Origin of the sequence: Pseudomonas sp. MYb2 (assembly GCF_002979955.1) — a bacterium.
Lineage (GTDB): Bacteria > Pseudomonadota > Gammaproteobacteria > Pseudomonadales > Pseudomonadaceae > Aquipseudomonas.
Genome location: NZ_PCQC01000002.1, coordinates 388101 through 404181 on the forward strand (window position 1 = coordinate 388101; position 16081 = coordinate 404181).

A 16081-nucleotide genomic window follows, 5' to 3' on the forward strand; every position below is an offset into this window, starting at 1 on the left:
CTTGTAGGAGTGAGCCTGCTCGCGATAGCGGTGTGTCAGTCAAATCATCGGTGACTGACACACCGCTATCGCGAGCAGGCTCACTCCTACAGGGGGTGTGTATGTATTCTCAGAAACGGGAATTCTCATGGCATCGCCGGGAGGCTGTTGCTACTGTGCCCAGCCGCAATCCAGGTGTTTGCCGCTACATGAGTGATCAACCCGTTATCCAGGCAGTGTCTGACGCCGACATTCCTGAAGTTCTTGATTTTGTACTAAAGGCCCGCGCCGAGCTTTTCCCCAAGCTCAGCGAGACCGGCATGCCTGATGATCTGGCGCGGTTCACCGAGGTTTATCTGCGTGGGGCAGGGCGCTTTCTGATCGCTCGCCACGAAGGGCAGATCGTTGCCTCCATCGGCTATCTCGCCTATGACCGGCGCTTCCCGCACTTGCTCTATCCGGACGTTAAAGTGGTGGAAATCGTCCGTCTGTTTGTCTTGCCATCGCAGCGCCGCTCAGGGCTGGCCGGCGCGCTGTATCGATCACTCAAGGAACTGGCACTCGCCGACGGAGTTGAGGTGATCTACCTGCACACCCATCCGTTTCTGCCGGGGGCCATCGCGTTTTGGCAACGGCAGGGTTTCGAGATTATTGACGTCGACGCTGACCCGGTCTGGCAGACCACGCACATGCACGCCGTCATGAGTGGAATCGAAGAATCTGCGCCCCATCAAACGGGTCCGTCAAATAGTGCGCCCTAACCCCGAACGTCTCCTTTAAGCGCTGCGGTGTCAGCACCGCCAACGGTTCGCCCAACGCCACCAGTCGCCCGCGCTCCAGCACCGCCAGACGATCGCATTTCAACGCCTGATTAAGATCGTGCAGAGCGATCAGCGTGGTCACCGGCAACGCCTGCACCACGTTGAGAATGGTCAATTGATGCTGAATGTCGAGGTGGTTGGCCGGTTCGTCCAGCAACAGGATTTGCGGTCGCTGCGCCAGTGCCCGAGCGATGTGTACCCGTTGTCGCTCGCCGCCGGACAGACTGCGCCAGAGACGGGTGCGCAGGTGCATCGCGTCAACGTCAGTCAACGCCTGCTCAACGATGGCGTCGTCCACCTGCGACCACGGTTGCAGCGCCGACAACCAAGGGGTGCGTCCCAGCGCCACCGCATCGAAGACGCGGATGCCGTCATCGGTGTCGGCCTGTTGTTCGACCACCGCAAGCTTTTGCGCAATGCTGCGCCGGGCCATTATGCCCAGGCGCTGACCTTCGAGCAGGACCTCGCCAGCGCTCGGTTCACGTAGCCCGGCCAGCAACTTCAACAGGGTGGATTTGCCCGAGCCATTCGGTCCGACGATGCCCAGGGTTTCGCCGCGCTGAACCTCAAGGCTGACACCGTTGAGCAACTCGGCGCCGCGTACCTTGAAGGTCAACCCGGCGCAACTCAGAACACTGCTCATCGCGCCGATCTCCGACCCACCAGAATCAGGGCAAACACCGGCGCCCCGACCAGTGCGGTAATCACCCCGACGGGAATCACCTGACCCTTGATCAAGGTGCGTGACAACACGTCAGCGGCAATCAGAAACACCGCGCCACCCAACGCACTGGCCGGCAACAGCCGAGCATGCCCGGTGCCGAGCAACAGCCGCGCGGCGTGGGGAATTACCAACCCGACAAAACCGATCGAACCGACAATCGACACCATCACCGCCGTCACCAGCGCCGCACAACCAATCAGCAAAATCTGTACGCGCCGCACCGGTATTCCCAGGGACGCAGCGGAATCGGCGCCAAAGGTAAACGCATCCAGCGCCCGCCGATGCCACAGACACACGACCAATCCCGCCACGGCCACCGGCACTGCCAGCCACACCGATGGCCAGCGCACCCCGCCAAGATTACCCAGCAGCCAGAACATGATGCCGCGCGCCTGTTCGGAACTGGCCGAGCGGGTAATCAGAAACGCCGTCAGCGCATTGAACAGCTGCGAGCCGGCGATCCCTGCGAGAATGATCTGCCCGGTGCCACTGGCCGAGCCGCTGACCCGCGCCAGCACAATTACCAGCACGAACGCCGTGACTGCACCGGCGAAGGCACCGACTGACAAGGAGATGATACCGGCGCCAACACCGAGTAACGCCACCATCACCGCACCGGTCGAAGCGCCGGCAGAAATCCCCAGCAGATAGGGATCGGCCAGCGGGTTGCGCAACAGCGACTGCAAAATCACCCCGCACGTCGCCAGTCCGGCACCGCATGCGGCCGCGACCAGTGCGCGGGTCAGGCGATAGTTCCAGACGATGCCTTCGTCGATAGGATCCAGCGCGTACCCGGCGCCCCACAATTTGTTCGCCAGCACTTGCACGACCACGCCCGGTTCAATCGAGGTTTCACCGATGGCCACGCCAGCGACCACTGCCATCAACAGTGTCGCCAGGGCCAGCAGCGTGCGGATCAGGCTGGCACTCATTGCGACAGGTCATAGCCGTTGATGGCCGTGGCCAGTTGCTCGATGCCGTCGAACATGCGCAGGCTGGCCTGCATGGCCATGGCGTCGAGAATGATGATGCGGTTGTGTTTCACCGCGTCCATGTTGCGCGTCACCGGGTCGCTGCGCAGGAAGGCAAGTTTCTTTTCATAGTCGTCGGCAGGGAAGCGTCGACGATCCATGCGCGCGATGACCAGGAAGGTCGGGTTGGCCTTGGCGATGGTTTCCCAGCCAACCGTTGGCCACTCTTCATCGGACTCCACCACGTTGCGCACGCCGAGGGTGCTGAGCATGAAATCGGGAATGCCTTTGTGCCCGGCCACAAACGGCTCGATGTCCATTTCGGCGCTGGAGAACCAGACCAGTGCGCTGGCGTCCTTGAGCTGTTTGCCCTGGGCGGTGGCGATGGATTTGGCGAGGCTGGCCTTGAGCTGATCATTGAGCTGCTGCCCGCGATCCTGCACATCAAAGATTTGCGCCAGTTGGCTCACGCTTTTGTAAATCGTATCAATGCGAAACGGTGCCAGCCGCGTGCCGTCGGCGCCGACGAGGTTGTCCTTGGCTTCGCAATCGGAGGGCAGCAGGTACGTCGGAATCTTCAATTCATGAAACTGCTCGCGGGTGCCGACCGCGCCTTGCGGGCCAACCATCCATTCCAGCTCCACGGCGACCAGTTCCGGGCGCTTGCCGATCACCGATTCGAAACTTGGCTCGTTGTCAGCCAAACGCTCGATCTTGTCGTCCTGGGCTTTGTATTTGGCCAGCACATTGTTGAACCACAGCGAGGTGCCGACGACTTTGTCGCCCAGGCCCATGGCGTAGAGCATTTCCGTGCCGGCCTGGCCGATGGTCACGGTGCGCGTCGGTGCGTGTTGGAAGGTCAGGGTGCTGCCGCAGTTCTCGACCGTCAGCGGATACACCGTCGGGGCCGCCTGCGCCAAGGCGCCAAGGGTCAGGCCGGTGATGAGGGTGGCGATGCGGGGCAGCAGCATGGGGCAGTCTCCGAGGGAACCGTACGGGGAGCGGGAGAGTACGGTCGGGAAACACACCATCGAACGCGGTCAGGAAAACAGCGCAAGGCCGGTCATCAAACAAAGACGCGCACGGCACGATGTCCTTCCCGGACACCCCGCCGGTTAGTAGTCACTGTGCCGGCAGGTCTCCTGACTGATGCGTCATCGCCTGGCTCCGGCCTTCCCGGGATTCACCCAGTGGCAGTCGTGGAGCAGGCTCGGCACCTACAGTTGCGGGGGCAGTTCCGATCAGTGCTGAGCAAGCACCTCGGATTCCCTATTATTCCCGTTCGGGAACCGGCGGCGGCATGGTAGTCGATCGAGCCGCTGAAGGGGAGACGAATCTGCCGTGGCGAAGATTAGTGTTGGCTCATCAAACCGTGCAGCACGCCTAAACGCAGGCCCGGTTCGGAGGGCACCATCTGCGCAATGCCGAACACTTTGAAGGCCGCCAGCATCAACACCAGACCGCCGGGCAGAATGCTTTGACGATGCGGTTGCAGGCCGGCGAGCTTGAGCTGTTGCACGTTGTTCACTTTCAACAAAAGCAGCGACAGGCGCAGCAGCCCGCCGTAGGTGATGCCGTCCTGGCCGAAGTCGTTGAGACGATTGGCCTTGAGCACTTTGGCGAGCATGCGTGCGGTGCCGGAGGAACCGATGGTCTGCTGCCAGCCCTGAGCACGGTAGCGTCGTGCAACTCTTTCAAACTGCAGGATGGCGAAGCGTTCGGCTTCCTGTAGCGCGCCGGCGGACAGATCACCGCCGCGAAAGAACCGCGTGCTCAGCGTGCCGCTGCCGATGGCGATGCTTTCGGTGAGCAACGGCTGTGAACCCTGGCCGAGGATCAGCTCGGTGGAGCCGCCGCCGATGTCGACCACCAGGCGCATGTCTGCGGCGCTCGGCAAGGCGTGAGTCACGCCGGCATAGACCAGCCGCGCCTCTTCATGGCCGCAAATGACATCGATGGGAAAGCCCAGATGCCGTTCGGCGCTGGCCAGAAAAAGTTGCGCATTGTCCGCTTCACGCACTGCACTGGTTGCCACCGCGCGAACCCGACCGGCCTCGAAACCGCGCAGTTTTTTACCGAACCGCGCCAACGCCTGCCAGCCACGATCCAGTGCCAACGCATCCAGCACGCCGCTGTCAAAACCCTCGGCCAGACGCACCGGTTCTCGCAGGGTTTTCACTTCCTGAATCTGCAAGCCCTTTCGACAGCGCACCGATTGGCCGATCATCAGGCGAAAGGCATTCGAACCCAGGTCGATGGCGGCAAACAGCGAGGCGTCGTCTTTCATGGGAATCCTTGCAGAGCATCCGTCGCGAGGCTCAAGACGGTTTGCGAGGATTCTGCCGTGATCTTGATGACATCCTGATGACGGGGCAGGGGCGGTTGAATGAATTTTCGGCTGTCATGACACTGTCATTATCCGGCGTCTATGCTGAGGCCAATACATCGCGTGTTCTTAAAGTTTTTGCTGCCGGTTTTGGCAGCTTTTTTTTGCCCGCGATTTGGCAATGCCGCGAACTGATCGTTCCCACGCTCCGCGTGGTAATGCCTCTAGGGACGCTCCGCGTCCAGTGACGCGGAGCGTCACGGGATGCATTCCCACGCGGAGCGTGGGAACGATCAGGGGTAAGGGGGATGCGTCAGCAGGCTTGCGGGGTTTCGCCGCGCGCCAGGCGTGCGTTGATGTCTTCGATTACCTCAGGCAACTCGGCGATGGTGTCGATCAGGTAATGCGGACGTGAAGGCGCGAACATCTTGCCGATCCGCGTACGTTCTTCCGCCAGTCGATCCGATGGCAGCGCTTTGAACTGCTCATAGGTCAGCCCCAACGCATTCCCCGAGCAGGTCAACGCCACCGTCCACATCCCCGCGCTACGCCCTTCAAGAATTCCGGGCCAGGTGTCATCAACCTTGACGCACGCGGCCACGTCATCGATGCCCAAGGCAATCACGTTAGCCAAGGCCTGCGCCGGATGCGGCCGGCCATTCGGCACTTCATCGGTGGCGACGACATGGTCAGCGACGTAGCCATTTTCCCGCGCCAGTTCGACGACCTTGGCCATCACCACCGCCGGATAACCGGAGCACGAACCGATTTTCAAACCTTTGTTGCGCAACGCCGCAATGGCTTCGAGTGCGCCCGGGATCAACGCCGAATGCAGGGCGATTTTCTCGATTTGCAACGGCATGAAGCGCTCGTAGATCGCCGTCACATCGTCATCGCTCGGCAAGCGGTCGAACGCCGCACGATAACGCTCGGCAATCTGCGGCAGGTTGCACAGGGTGCGGATGTGATCCCACTTGCCCATGCCCATCGGCCCGCGCGCTTCTTCCAGCGACACGGCGACGCCGAACTCGGCAAAGGCCTCGACGAATATCTGCGTCGGTGCAAACGAGCCGAAATCGACAACGGTGCCGGCCCAGTCGAGGATCGCGGCTTGCAGGTGAGTCGGTTGTTGGTACTGCATGGTCAATCTCCGTTTTCAGGTAAGCGTGGACCGTCCCTCGGTGATGAGGTAGGCGGTTCAAGGGTCAGTGCTGATCAGGTCAGCGGTGGATTCGCATCAAACAGTTCGGCAATTACTGGCCGGTTCCGTCGAATGCCGAGGCAGCACAGGTGGTATTCGATAAAGAACGGGTGGTCGACAAACGTAATTGGCGTGGTACCCGGGGTTTCGGCGTACTCGACGGCCGAGACAAACCCGATGCCGATGCCCTTGACGATGGCGTGGACGATGGCTTCGCGGCTGTTGAGTTGCATGACGCAATTGAGCTCGATGTCGAGGCGCTTGCAGCTTTCTTCCACCAGTTGGCGGGTGCGCGCACTTTGCTCGCGCATCACCCATTTTTCGCGGCTGATTTCGTTGATGTGTACCTGCGCCTGACTGGCCCACGGATGGTCATCGCGCACCACAGCGATGATCGGATAACGGTGATACAGCCGCGTATGGAAGCGCTCATCGAATTCCGACAAAGCCAGAATCGCCACGTCGATGTCGAAGTTGAACAGCCGCGCCAGGGTGTCCTTTTCCGAGGAAAACGAGGTTTCCAGTTCAATGTCCGGATGTCGCTGCATCAGTTCGTAGGTCAGGTTCATCGCGATTGGCGGCGATACCGCGCCGAGCCGCAGCATGCCGTTTTTGCGTTGCTTGAAACTCTGCAGCAGTTGCACCGCTTCATCTTCCTGGCCGAACAAACCTTGAGTGATTGCGTAAAGCTTGTGCCCGGCGGCGCTCATTTCGATGTAGCGTCCACGGCGATGGAACAGCTCGACCGAGAAGGTGTTTTCCAGCGCGTTGACCTGCTCGCTGACGGTCGGCTGACCGACGCTGAGAAACTCGGCAGCAAGGGTAAAACTGCCGGTCTTGGCCACCGCATGGAACGAACGCAACCACTTGTGATACTGGTACATGCAAGCCCCGTCAGCGTCGAATGAACAAGGCCACTGCCGCGCTGCACAGGCAGGCGCTGGTGACCACTATGAAGATGAGAGACGTGTTTGCCGTGGTGTCAAGCAGACGCCCGATCAGTGGCTCGGCCAATCCGGCGAACAGGTAGGACGAAAAGTTCATGATCCCGGTCGCCGTACCGGCGCGTTTGGCACCGACCAGATCCGGGCACAGCGCCCAGAAACTCGAGGCCGGGCCGTAGACGAAGAAGCCACAAAGGAACAACGCCACCAGGCCGATCACGCTGTGCGGCGGCAGGCTCCACATCCACAGGCTGGTCGCGGCGCCGAGGAACATGTAGAGCATGATCGCCAGATACCGCTTGGAGCCGAACAACTTGTCCGACACCCAGCCGTTGCTCAGTGCACCGACTGCCATGCCGACGGGGAGGGCGACGGTGATCCATTTCGGATCGATCATGCCGTCACCGCTTTTCCAGTCAGCGCCGAGAAAGTGCACCGGTACCCAAACGATCAAGCCGTAGCGCGCCGCGTTTTGAAAGCCCAGTGACAGCGCGGCGATCAGCAAACGAGGATTCTTCAACACGGCTTTATAGCGTTGTGCCGAGGTCTCCACTTCGCCATGCGCGGCTTCCTGATGTTTGTCGTCGGCGTTGGCCACGCCAGTATCACCTACCGGTTCGAAGCCTAGATCCTGCGGCCGTTCACGGGCAACCAGATAGAAAATGATCCCGCCGGCGAGCATCAGCAGCACCGGCAAACGGAAGATCCAGCGCCATTCCAGTTGCAGCACTTCGAGCACGACGATAGAGGTGACGTACGACAGAATCGACGCGCAACCGGCGGCGAAAGTGTAGAAGCCATAGACCTTGCCGCGCTCGCCCGCCGCCCACCAATTCGCAATCAACCGACCGCCCGGCGCCCAGCCCAAGGCCTGAAAGTAGCCGTTGACGCCCCACGGCAGGATCAGACTGGTGAAACCGCCGGCAAAACTGGTCACCCAGTTCGCCGCGCAGGACAGCACTGCGCCGAGGGTCATGATGCGCCGGCCACCGAACTTGTCGGCGAGGTTGCCGTTGATCGCCTGACCAATCGCGTAGGCCCAGAGCATTGCAGCAGACGCCCATCCGAGGGTCTCCTTGCTCAAACCGAACTCGGCCTGAATCCCCGGAATGGCAAAACCGAAGGTCTGCCGCCCGGTGTAGAAAAACAGGTAACAGAACATCGCCGCCAGCAGCATGCGCCACTGCGCGACCCGGAACGAGGCAGAACGGACGGCGAGACCAGGCATTGTTTCGGCACGATTCATGATCTTTTCCTTATTGTTGTGGGTTCCCGCCGTTTGTCGTCGGCGGGTGCACTCTTTTTTGGTGCGGCAGGAAATCACCGCGGCGTTGTACGCCGCCGGCTGTGCTTGGGTCGTTCAGGTTGCGGGCGAGGTCAGGCGGCTTGTGAACCGATGAAGTTCTTGCCGCGCGCGCCCTGCATCGCGAGGTGGATGATGTCTTCGGCGTCCTTGGCCGAGACGCCGTAATCGGCAAACTCGGTCTTTACCCCGAGGCTGTGCAGGAACTCGCGCAATTGCTGTTGCGCAGTGAGCAGATCTTCGCCGAATACCCGTTGCAGGATGCGGTCACGTGTTGCGTCATGACCCCAAGCCAAGCCGAGCACCAACGGCAGGGTGAAAGAGCAGGCGATGCCGTGGGGCAAGCCGTGGCGCAAGGTCATCTCATAGGAAATCGAATGCGCCAGCGCGGTTTTGGTGTTGGAAAACGCCAGCCCGGCCTTGAGTGCGGCCAGTGCCATGCGCGTGCGCAACTCTTGGCTCGACAGGTCTTTGTGCAAACGGGGCAGGCATTCGAGAATGTCCTCAATCGCAGAAATGGCGAAGGTGTCGGAGACCGGGTTGGCGTTGACGTTCCAGATCGCTTCCAGCGCGTGGGACAACGCATCGAGACCGGTGGAAACGGTGACACTGGCCGGTACGGTGAGCATCAGTTGCGGATCAATAATCGCCACGCGCGGCCAGGTGCAGTCCAGGTGCAGCGAGTATTTCTTCTGGCTGGCGCTGTCCCAGATCGTCGCCCACGGCGTGACTTCGCTGCCGGTGCCGGCGGTGGTCGGCGCGGCGATCAACTGTTTGCAGCGTGCCGGGGTGAACGGTTTGCCGGCCGCCAGCAGCGCCAACAGTTCATCGAAATGCCCGGATTCGGTGCCGACGATCAACGCTTTGGCGGTGTCGATGGCGCTGCCGCCACCCACGGCGAGTACCACGTCACATTCGCCGGCGTGCTGCCAGAAATGCTCGTAAGTGCTGCGCAGATGGCCGACGTCGGGGTTGGGCTGGACGTCTTCGACAATGTAGATCAGACGTTCGCCGAGCAAGCGTTGCAAACGGTCCACCAAGCCCAGCCCTCGGGCTTCAGGGAAGGTTACGAGGGCGACGCGCTGTTGCTCGGTGATGGCGGCGAGGTCTTGCAGGCTGCCCCAGCCGAAGCGGGTATCGACGGGGTTCTGAAAACGGGCAGTCATGGTGGATCCTTCTTGTTGTTGTCGTGTGGCCACATACTCGATGGCGGTCGACAACGGTACAAATCGATAAATCGCAGGTTTGAATCGGCTCAGCCGATAGCCGCTTTGCGCTAGCGCGCCGAACCGCTCTGGATAGCCGCGCGCAGGCGACTGGAGATGGCGTCGGCGACGATCACCATGAAGGTGATAACGATGATGCAGGTCGCGGTTTCCTGATATTTGAACAACTTCAGACTGCTCACCAGTTCGAAACCCAAGCCACCAGCGCCGACCATGCCGAGCACCGTGGCCGAGCGCAGGTTGACCTCGAAGCGGTACAGAATCACGGCAATCCACGCGGTGATGACTTGCGGCAAAACGCCAAACACGATCACCTGTAGCGGCCGGGCACCGGTCGCTTGCAGCGCTTCAATCGGGCCTTGGTCGATCTCTTCGATGCTCTCGGCGAAGAACTTGCCGAGCATGCCCAGGCCATGCAGCGCCAATGCCAATACACCGGGGAACGGGCCGAGGCCGACCGCCGAGACAAAGATCAGCGCGAGGATCAGTTCGTTGATGCTGCGGGTGAAATTCAGCGCCTGACGCGTGGTGTGAAACAGCCAACGATTGCGGCTCAGATTACGCGCCGCGAGAAACGACAGCGGAATCGCCAGCAACACGCCGAGCAGGGTGCCCCAAATGGCGATCTGCAAGGTTTCCACCGCTGGCGCGACCAGACGCGGAAGAATGCTCAGGTCCGGTGGGAAGGTGCGTGAAAGGAAATCACCGATTTGCGGCAATCCCGCTGCAAGTTCTCCGAGACTGAGTTGAGCACCTTGCGCGCTCCAGTTCAGTGTCCACAGCACAATCAGGACGACGGCGCCCGTAGTCAGCCAACTGCGCGGGCCACGCGGACGATCGCCGACCCACTGATAGTTTTGCGATTGCATGTTCAGGCCCTCGAGGCAGCGCGGTAGGACAGGGTGGGCGTCGGGATGTCAGCGGAGAACTCTGTGGATTGCCCCGGATAGATTCGCGCCAGATCCGCTTCGGTCATGCTCGACGCTTGGCCATCGAACACCAGACTGCCGTGAGCGAGGCCGACCACGCGGTCGCCAAACTCGCGGGCGTATTCGACCTGATGCAGATTGCACAGCACGGTGATGCCCAGTTCGCGGGTGGCATCGCGCAGGTACTGCAACACCAGTCGCGCGGTTTTCGGGTCGAGGCTGGCGATCGGCTCATCGGCCAGAATCACCTGCGGCCGCTGCGCCAAGGCGCGGGCAATGCCGACGCGCTGCTTCTGCCCGCCGGACAGCGAATCGGTGCGCTCACCAGCCTTGTGCGCCAGTTCGACGCGCTCCAGGCATTGCATTGCCAGCGCCACATCGTCACGGCGAAACAGTTGCAGAATCGAGGCGAGGGTGCCGACGGAACCGAGGCGCCCGGTCAGCACATTCTTCAATACGCTCAGGCGCGGCACGACGTTGTGGTGCTGAAAAATCATCGCGACTTCACGGCGCAAAACGCTGGTATCAGGGCAGGCGAGGGCGTCGATGCCGGCCACGTTCAACGTGCCGCTGTCGGCCTGCGCCAAGCGATTGATGCAACGCAGCAAAGTCGATTTGCCGGCGCCCGACTGACCGAGCACCACGACGAATTCGCCCGCAGCGACGTCAAGGTCGATGCCGCGCAACACCGGGTTGCTGCCGTAATGCTTGGTCAATTGACGGATGCTGATCATTTCATGCTCCGCAAATCGAGATCGAGCACCTTGGCGGTTTCGCGTACCACGTCATAGGACGCGTCGGTGGTGGGCTGGAAGCCATTGAGCACGCCCTGATCACCCCACGGCACGTCCTTGATCGAAGCCAGCGCGTCGGCGATTTTCTTCTTCAGTTGCGGATCGAGCGCCTTGCGCCAGACCATCGGCGATTCGGGGATCGGCCTGGAACTCCAGACAATTTCGAAGTCATCCTGCTTGACCACACCTTTGGCCACGGCGCTGGCAAAGATGCGGTCAGCCACGGCGGCGGCGTCGACTTTCTTGTTCTCGACCGCGAGGATACTGGCGTCGTGGGAACCGGAGAAAATCACCCGTTTGAACAGCGTGTCCGGGGCGAACCCTGCCTGCTCCAATCCTGCTTTCGGGAACAGATGACCGGATGCCGAACTCGGGTCGACGAACGCGAATGTATGGCCCTTGAGGTCGGCCAGCGAATGAATGCCGCTGTCCTTGCGTGCCAGAATCACGCTTTTGTAAGCGCTCTGGCCGGTCTTCTTGGTCACCGCCACCGAGAACGCTTCGACGTCCGCCACCGAGGTCGCCAGCACGTAGGAGAACGGCCCGAGGTACGCGACGTCGAGTTTGCCCGAGCGCAGCGCTTCGATGATGCCGTTGTAGTCGGTGGCCACGAACGGCACCACCGGCATGCCGATTTTGGCTTGCAGATCGTCGAGCACTTGTTTGCTCGATTCGATCATCGCTTGGGAGTCTTCCGAAGGGATCAGGCCAATGGTCAGTTTGTCCTTGGCCCAGACCTGGCTGGCACTCAAGGCAAGTACGGCAAGGCTGGCGGCACGCAGAAACTGGTTAATTGTTTTCATGGCATTCCACGGTGTGGTTGGGAGTTGCCACAGGCTAGGTCTGTCACGTGACAGTCATTCAATCAATTCAATATGGGAAACGGCAGTTAACTATTGATGGAGTCTATGGATGTCGAGCGCTAAGTTGCGGGCCTTTCTCGCCGTCGCCCGCCACGGCAGTTTCAGTGCCGGGGCGCGGGCGTCAGGCTTGAGCCAACCGACCCTGACCACTCAGGTGCAGGCCTTGGAACGTCAGCACAATGTTGAGCTTTTCCACCGGCGTGGGCGGCGGATCGAGTTGTCGGATGTGGGTCGGCAACTGCTGCCTATCGCTCAGCGCATCGCCCTGCTGGAACTGGAAGCGCATAACCTGATGCGTGATTCCGGGCGGCTCGACAGCGGCCAGCTCAAGGTCGGTGCGGTGGGGCCGTTTCATGTGATCGAGATGGTCGACAGTTATTTGCAACAGCATCCGAACATCGACGTGTCGATCCGCGTCGGCAACTCGGCGCAAGTGTTGTCGGATCTGGAAAATTACGTGACAGATATCGCCGTGTTGGCTGGGCGTCAGGATGATCCGGCGTTGAGTTCAGTGCGTTATGCGCGGCACGCAATCATCTTGTTTGCGCACCATGAGCATCCGCTGGCCAATCGTGGCAGCGTGCGGCTGGAGGAACTGGAAGGGCAGCGTTTGCTGCAACGCGAACCCGGCTCGACCACGCGGCTGGTGCTGGAGCAGGCGCTGAATGCGGCGCAGGTCAAACCGCGCATCGCCATGGAAATCGGCAGTCGTGAGGCGTTGCGGGAAGCGGTGGTGCGTGGGTTGGGGTTGGGTGTGGTGTCGGAAGCGGAGTTTATTGCTGACCCCAAAATACGCACGATCAGAATCGAAGGCGAGGAGCTGTTTACGGAAACGTATTTGTATTGTCTGGCCGAGCGGCGTTCCAGTCGGCTCATCTCATCGTTTTTCGACGCGGCGCTGGGTTGATTTGCAATTTCGCATAAGGCTTGGCTAATATACGTTCCATATACACATCGTATCGGATCCATATATGGGCATCGTAAAGATTTCAGAGGACATGCACGAGAACCTGCGTATCTCCAGCAACGCCCTCAGCCGCTCGATCAACGCGCAGGCCGAGCACTGGATGCGCATCGGCATGCTCGCCGAACTGCATCCCAACCTCGACCACAGCGCCATTTGCCGCTTGCTGATCCGCGCCGAACAGAACGGCGGGCTGGATCTGCAACAACTGACTCAGGAAGCCGTCAGCGCATGAGAAACCAGATCAAGATCAACACCCCGGCCGACATCGCGCAATCTCGCGCTGCCGGCAAACTCGCCGCTGAAGTGCTGGCGATGCTAGTGCCACACGTCAAGGCCGGCGTCACCACTGATCAGCTCGATCAACTGTGCAACGACTACATCGTCAATGTGCAAAAAGCAGTGCCGGCCAACGTCGGTTATCACGGCTTTCCGAAAACCGTCTGCGCCTCGGTCAATGATGTGGTCTGTCACGGCATTCCGTCGGGCACGCCGTTGAAGGATGGCGACATCGTCAACCTCGACATCGCGGTGATCAAGGACGGCTGGTTCGGCGACACCAGCCGCATGTACGTGGTCGGCGAGGCAACACCCGAGGCGCAGCATCTGATCAAGACTACCTATGACGCCATGTGCGCGGGGATTCGCGTGGTCAAGCCGGGCGCCACCTTGGGCGATATCGGCCACGCGATCCAGACGTTGGCGGAAAAGGAAGGCTTAAGCGTCGTGCGTGAGTATTGCGGGCACGGGATCGGCAAGGTCTATCACGATGAACCGCAAATCCTGCATTACGGCTTTCCCGATCAGGGCATGAAGCTCAAGGCCGGGATGATTTTTACCGTGGAGCCGATGCTCAATGCCGGCAAGCGCCATGTGAAGAACATGCCCGATGGCTGGACGGTGCTGACCAAGGATGGCTCGTTGTCGGCGCAGTGGGAGCATATGGTGGCGGTGACGGAGACGGGCTTCGAAATCCTCACTGCATGGCCGGATGAAATCGAAGGCTATTCCCCGATCACCTAAACACCATAAACCCTCTGTGGGAGCTCGCTCGCGAAGACGCCGTGTCAGTCAACATCAACATTGAATGACACAGCGCATTCGCGAGCAGGCTCGCTCCCACAGTTGGAATGCACTCCTGTAGGAGCTGTCGAGTGAAACGAGGCTGCGATCTGTTGATCTTGTTTTTAACAGCAAGATCAACAGATCGCAGCCTGCGGCAGCTCCTACAAGTTATGTGGTGCGTGCAGGGACGCTTTGCAGCCAATCAAGCACCTCATCCCACAACGGCTGTGCGCTTTCACGGAAGTAACCCATGTGCCCGTACGGTTTGCTGCCCAGTGGCGGCTGCAGATCCAGCAATGTCAGCGGCGCATTCACCATGGCTTTGACAAACGCATCGCGCGAACGCGGCGGCGCCCACGGATCATCGACCGACGTGGCGAAAACGCATGGCGTTGTGACCTCGGCGTAGAGCGCATGCAGATGGCTCATCTGGTGGTCGTCGAAGTAGTAGTGGGGGAATTTGCACCAGCGTTTCCAGTCGTTGTAAACGCCCAGCGGCAAATCATCGCCCATGCCTAGCATGCTCCAGGCCATGTAGCCTTTGCGGGCGACAATCACCGGCAGCACAAACGTCCACATCAGACGGATTTTCCAGGCCTCGGTTCGGGACATCCAGCCGCTCCACCCCGCGCCACTGCCCAGGGTGTAGCAAGCTGTCAGGGCGGGGTGATTGGGCAACAGACCAATCGCGTGACCACCAAACGAATGGCCGACCCAATACAACGGCAAAGCTTCCTGGCTTAGCAGATCCACTGCCGCCGCCAGATCCTGATAAGCCCAATCCAGATAAGACATCTCAAAGCCTTTGAGGGAAGCCGGCTTCGATTCACCGATGCCCCGGTAATCGAGGGTCAGGACATTGAAGCCCTGACGCGCTGCATGCTCGGCAAAGCGCCGATAAAAACGCTGTTGCACCCCGGTGGCGCCGGCCATGATCAGGTTGCCTTTGACCGCGCCCGGCGCGCTGTAGCGCTTGGCTGACAACGGATAACCATCGCGGGCAATGAGGGCGATGTCCTGTCTCTGGATCGATTCGGTGAAGGCTGCGGCCATGGTGTTCATGAAATTGTTCCGAGTGAGTTGAGCAAAGCCTTCAGCGACCTTTGAACTGCGGTTCGCGCTTTTGCATCATCGCCATGACGCCTTCGCGGACATCCTCGGTTTTGATCAGGGCCAGCAGTTGTTCATCAAGCTTCGACAGTGCCACATCGTCTCCCTGATCCTGCGCCAGAAACGCCGATTGCAGCGTCGCCTGAATCGCCAGAGGCGCAGCCTTGGCAATGCATTCGGCGTATTCGATGGCGCGTGCCAGAGTCTGGCCGGGTGCGACCACTTCGGTCAGCAGGCGCATGTGCAGGGCGGCAGTGGCATCGAACTCTTCCCCCGTGAGCATGTAGCGCATGGCGGCGGTCCAGCCCGCTGCGCGGGTGAAGCGCACGGTGGAACCGCCGGCGGGTGAGATCCCGCGCAACACTTCCAGATGAGCGAAACGGGCATTGGTGGCGGCAATGCTGATGTCGGCGTTGAGCATCAATTCGATGCCCGCCGTCCAGCAAATGCCTTCAATGGCAACCACCACCGGTTTACGCCTGCGCGGTTTGGAAACGCCCCATGGGTCGATGCCTTCTTCAGGATACTTGAAGGCGCCTGACACCAGTTTTGGCGTCAGTTCCATCAAGTCCAGACCCGCAGTGAAGTGCTCGCCATGGGCGAACAGCACGGCGCAGCGCAGTTCGTCATTGCGCTCATACTCGCCGATGGCCAATGCCAGGTCCGTCAGCATTGCACTGTCGAATGCGTTGCGTTTGCCGGCGCGATCCAGACCGATCAAAAACAACTGACCGCGTTGTTCGCGGGTGACTCGGCCGAGGCCACTGTTGGCTTCGTTCATCTCTGCTCTCCCTGATTTTTTGTCGGCGGCCAGTTACTGACCATCCGTTCGGTAAATAGAAACTAAACGAACAGTTGGTA

General features: G+C 60.5%; 18 protein-coding genes and 1 riboswitch. Of the genes, 5 read left to right on the forward strand and 13 right to left on the reverse strand.

Annotated features, from left to right (window positions below; translation table 11 throughout):
* The first annotated feature begins 188 nt into the window (after nt 1-188).
* Entirely contained in the window at nt 189-740 is a 552-nt protein-coding gene (locus CQ009_RS04700; RefSeq protein WP_177430990.1) for a GNAT family N-acetyltransferase, read from the forward strand.
* On the opposite strand, the gene CQ009_RS04705 is transcribed toward CQ009_RS04700, so the two are convergent.
* The 4 genes from CQ009_RS04705 to CQ009_RS04720 form a co-directional block, all read right to left on the reverse strand.
* Nucleotides 679-1443 (reverse strand): ABC transporter ATP-binding protein, encoded by a 765-nt coding sequence (locus CQ009_RS04705; RefSeq protein WP_105705025.1) that lies wholly within the window; start codon nt 1441-1443, stop codon nt 679-681. The genes CQ009_RS04700 and CQ009_RS04705 overlap by 62 nt on opposite strands.
* Nucleotides 1440-2444 (reverse strand): iron ABC transporter permease, encoded by a 1005-nt coding sequence (locus tag CQ009_RS04710; protein ID WP_177330988.1) that lies wholly within the window; start codon nt 2442-2444, stop codon nt 1440-1442. Before CQ009_RS04710 ends, CQ009_RS04705 begins: the two co-directional genes overlap by 4 nt.
* Before the next feature lie 8 nt (nt 2445-2452).
* Complete coding sequence (locus CQ009_RS04715) at nt 2453-3466, reverse strand: ABC transporter substrate-binding protein (protein ID WP_105705026.1); 1014 nt, start codon at nt 3464-3466, stop codon at nt 2453-2455.
* 143 nt (nt 3467-3609) lie between these two features.
* A riboswitch (cobalamin riboswitch) is annotated at nt 3610-3804 on the reverse strand.
* Between the two features lie 42 nt (nt 3805-3846).
* A complete protein-coding gene (locus tag CQ009_RS04720; RefSeq protein WP_105705027.1) occupies nt 3847-4782 on the reverse strand; it encodes a Ppx/GppA family phosphatase in 936 nt (311 codons plus the stop codon).
* An 8-nt stretch (nt 4783-4790) separates the two neighbouring features.
* On the opposite strand from CQ009_RS04720, the gene CQ009_RS04725 reads away from it, so the two are divergent.
* Nucleotides 4791-5069 (forward strand): hypothetical protein, encoded by a 279-nt coding sequence (locus tag CQ009_RS04725; protein ID WP_146117521.1) that lies wholly within the window; start codon nt 4791-4793, stop codon nt 5067-5069.
* 65 nt (nt 5070-5134) lie between these two features.
* On the opposite strand, the gene phnX is transcribed toward CQ009_RS04725, so the two are convergent.
* The 7 genes from phnX to phnD all read right to left on the reverse strand — a co-directional run bounded on the left by phnX (nt 5135) and on the right by phnD (nt 12021).
* Nucleotides 5135-5962, reverse strand: coding sequence for a phosphonoacetaldehyde hydrolase (gene phnX / locus CQ009_RS04730; protein WP_105705029.1), 828 nt, complete (start codon nt 5960-5962; stop codon nt 5135-5137).
* Nucleotides 5963-6036: 74 nt separating this feature from the next.
* On the reverse strand, nt 6037-6906 hold the full coding sequence (locus tag CQ009_RS04735) for a LysR substrate-binding domain-containing protein (protein WP_105705030.1): 870 nt from the start codon (nt 6904-6906) through the stop codon (nt 6037-6039).
* Between the two features lie 10 nt (nt 6907-6916).
* On the reverse strand, nt 6917-8212 hold the full coding sequence (locus CQ009_RS04740) for an MFS transporter (RefSeq protein ID WP_064392989.1): 1296 nt from the start codon (nt 8210-8212) through the stop codon (nt 6917-6919).
* Nucleotides 8213-8343: 131 nt separating this feature from the next.
* The gene (psrA, locus tag CQ009_RS04745) at nt 8344-9435 is read right to left on the reverse strand and encodes an iron-containing alcohol dehydrogenase PsrA (RefSeq protein WP_105705031.1); all 1092 of its coding nucleotides are present in this window, start codon (nt 9433-9435) and stop codon (nt 8344-8346) included.
* 110 nt (nt 9436-9545) lie between these two features.
* On the reverse strand, nt 9546-10364 hold the full coding sequence (phnE, locus tag CQ009_RS04750) for a phosphonate ABC transporter, permease protein PhnE (protein ID WP_105705032.1): 819 nt from the start codon (nt 10362-10364) through the stop codon (nt 9546-9548).
* 2 nt (nt 10365-10366) lie between these two features.
* Nucleotides 10367-11158 (reverse strand): phosphonate ABC transporter ATP-binding protein, encoded by a 792-nt coding sequence (gene phnC / locus CQ009_RS04755; protein ID WP_064392986.1) that lies wholly within the window; start codon nt 11156-11158, stop codon nt 10367-10369.
* A complete protein-coding gene (gene phnD / locus CQ009_RS04760) occupies nt 11155-12021 on the reverse strand; it encodes a phosphonate ABC transporter substrate-binding protein (RefSeq protein ID WP_105705033.1) in 867 nt (288 codons plus the stop codon). Before phnD ends, phnC begins: the two co-directional genes overlap by 4 nt.
* A gap of 109 nt (nt 12022-12130) precedes the next feature.
* On the opposite strand from phnD, the gene CQ009_RS04765 reads away from it, so the two are divergent.
* The 3 genes from CQ009_RS04765 (at nt 12131) to map (ending at nt 14068) form a co-directional block, all read left to right on the forward strand.
* Entirely contained in the window at nt 12131-12988 is an 858-nt protein-coding gene (locus CQ009_RS04765; RefSeq protein WP_064392985.1) for a LysR substrate-binding domain-containing protein, read from the forward strand.
* A gap of 64 nt (nt 12989-13052) precedes the next feature.
* The gene (locus CQ009_RS04770; protein ID WP_007918027.1) at nt 13053-13280 is read left to right on the forward strand and encodes a ParD-like family protein; all 228 of its coding nucleotides are present in this window, start codon (nt 13053-13055) and stop codon (nt 13278-13280) included.
* Nucleotides 13277-14068, forward strand: coding sequence for a type I methionyl aminopeptidase (gene map / locus CQ009_RS04775; protein WP_105705034.1), 792 nt, complete (start codon nt 13277-13279; stop codon nt 14066-14068). Before CQ009_RS04770 ends, map begins: the two co-directional genes overlap by 4 nt.
* A gap of 210 nt (nt 14069-14278) precedes the next feature.
* Here the strand turns inward: map and CQ009_RS04780 are convergent, their stop codons facing one another.
* Nucleotides 14279-15172 carry an alpha/beta fold hydrolase gene (locus CQ009_RS04780; protein WP_105705035.1) on the reverse strand — a complete coding sequence of 298 codons (894 nt, stop codon included), beginning with the start codon at nt 15170-15172 and terminating at the stop codon, nt 14279-14281.
* A 31-nt stretch (nt 15173-15203) separates the two neighbouring features.
* On the reverse strand, nt 15204-16001 hold the full coding sequence (locus CQ009_RS04785) for a crotonase/enoyl-CoA hydratase family protein (protein ID WP_105705036.1): 798 nt from the start codon (nt 15999-16001) through the stop codon (nt 15204-15206).
* Between the last annotated feature and the right edge of the window lie 80 nt (nt 16002-16081).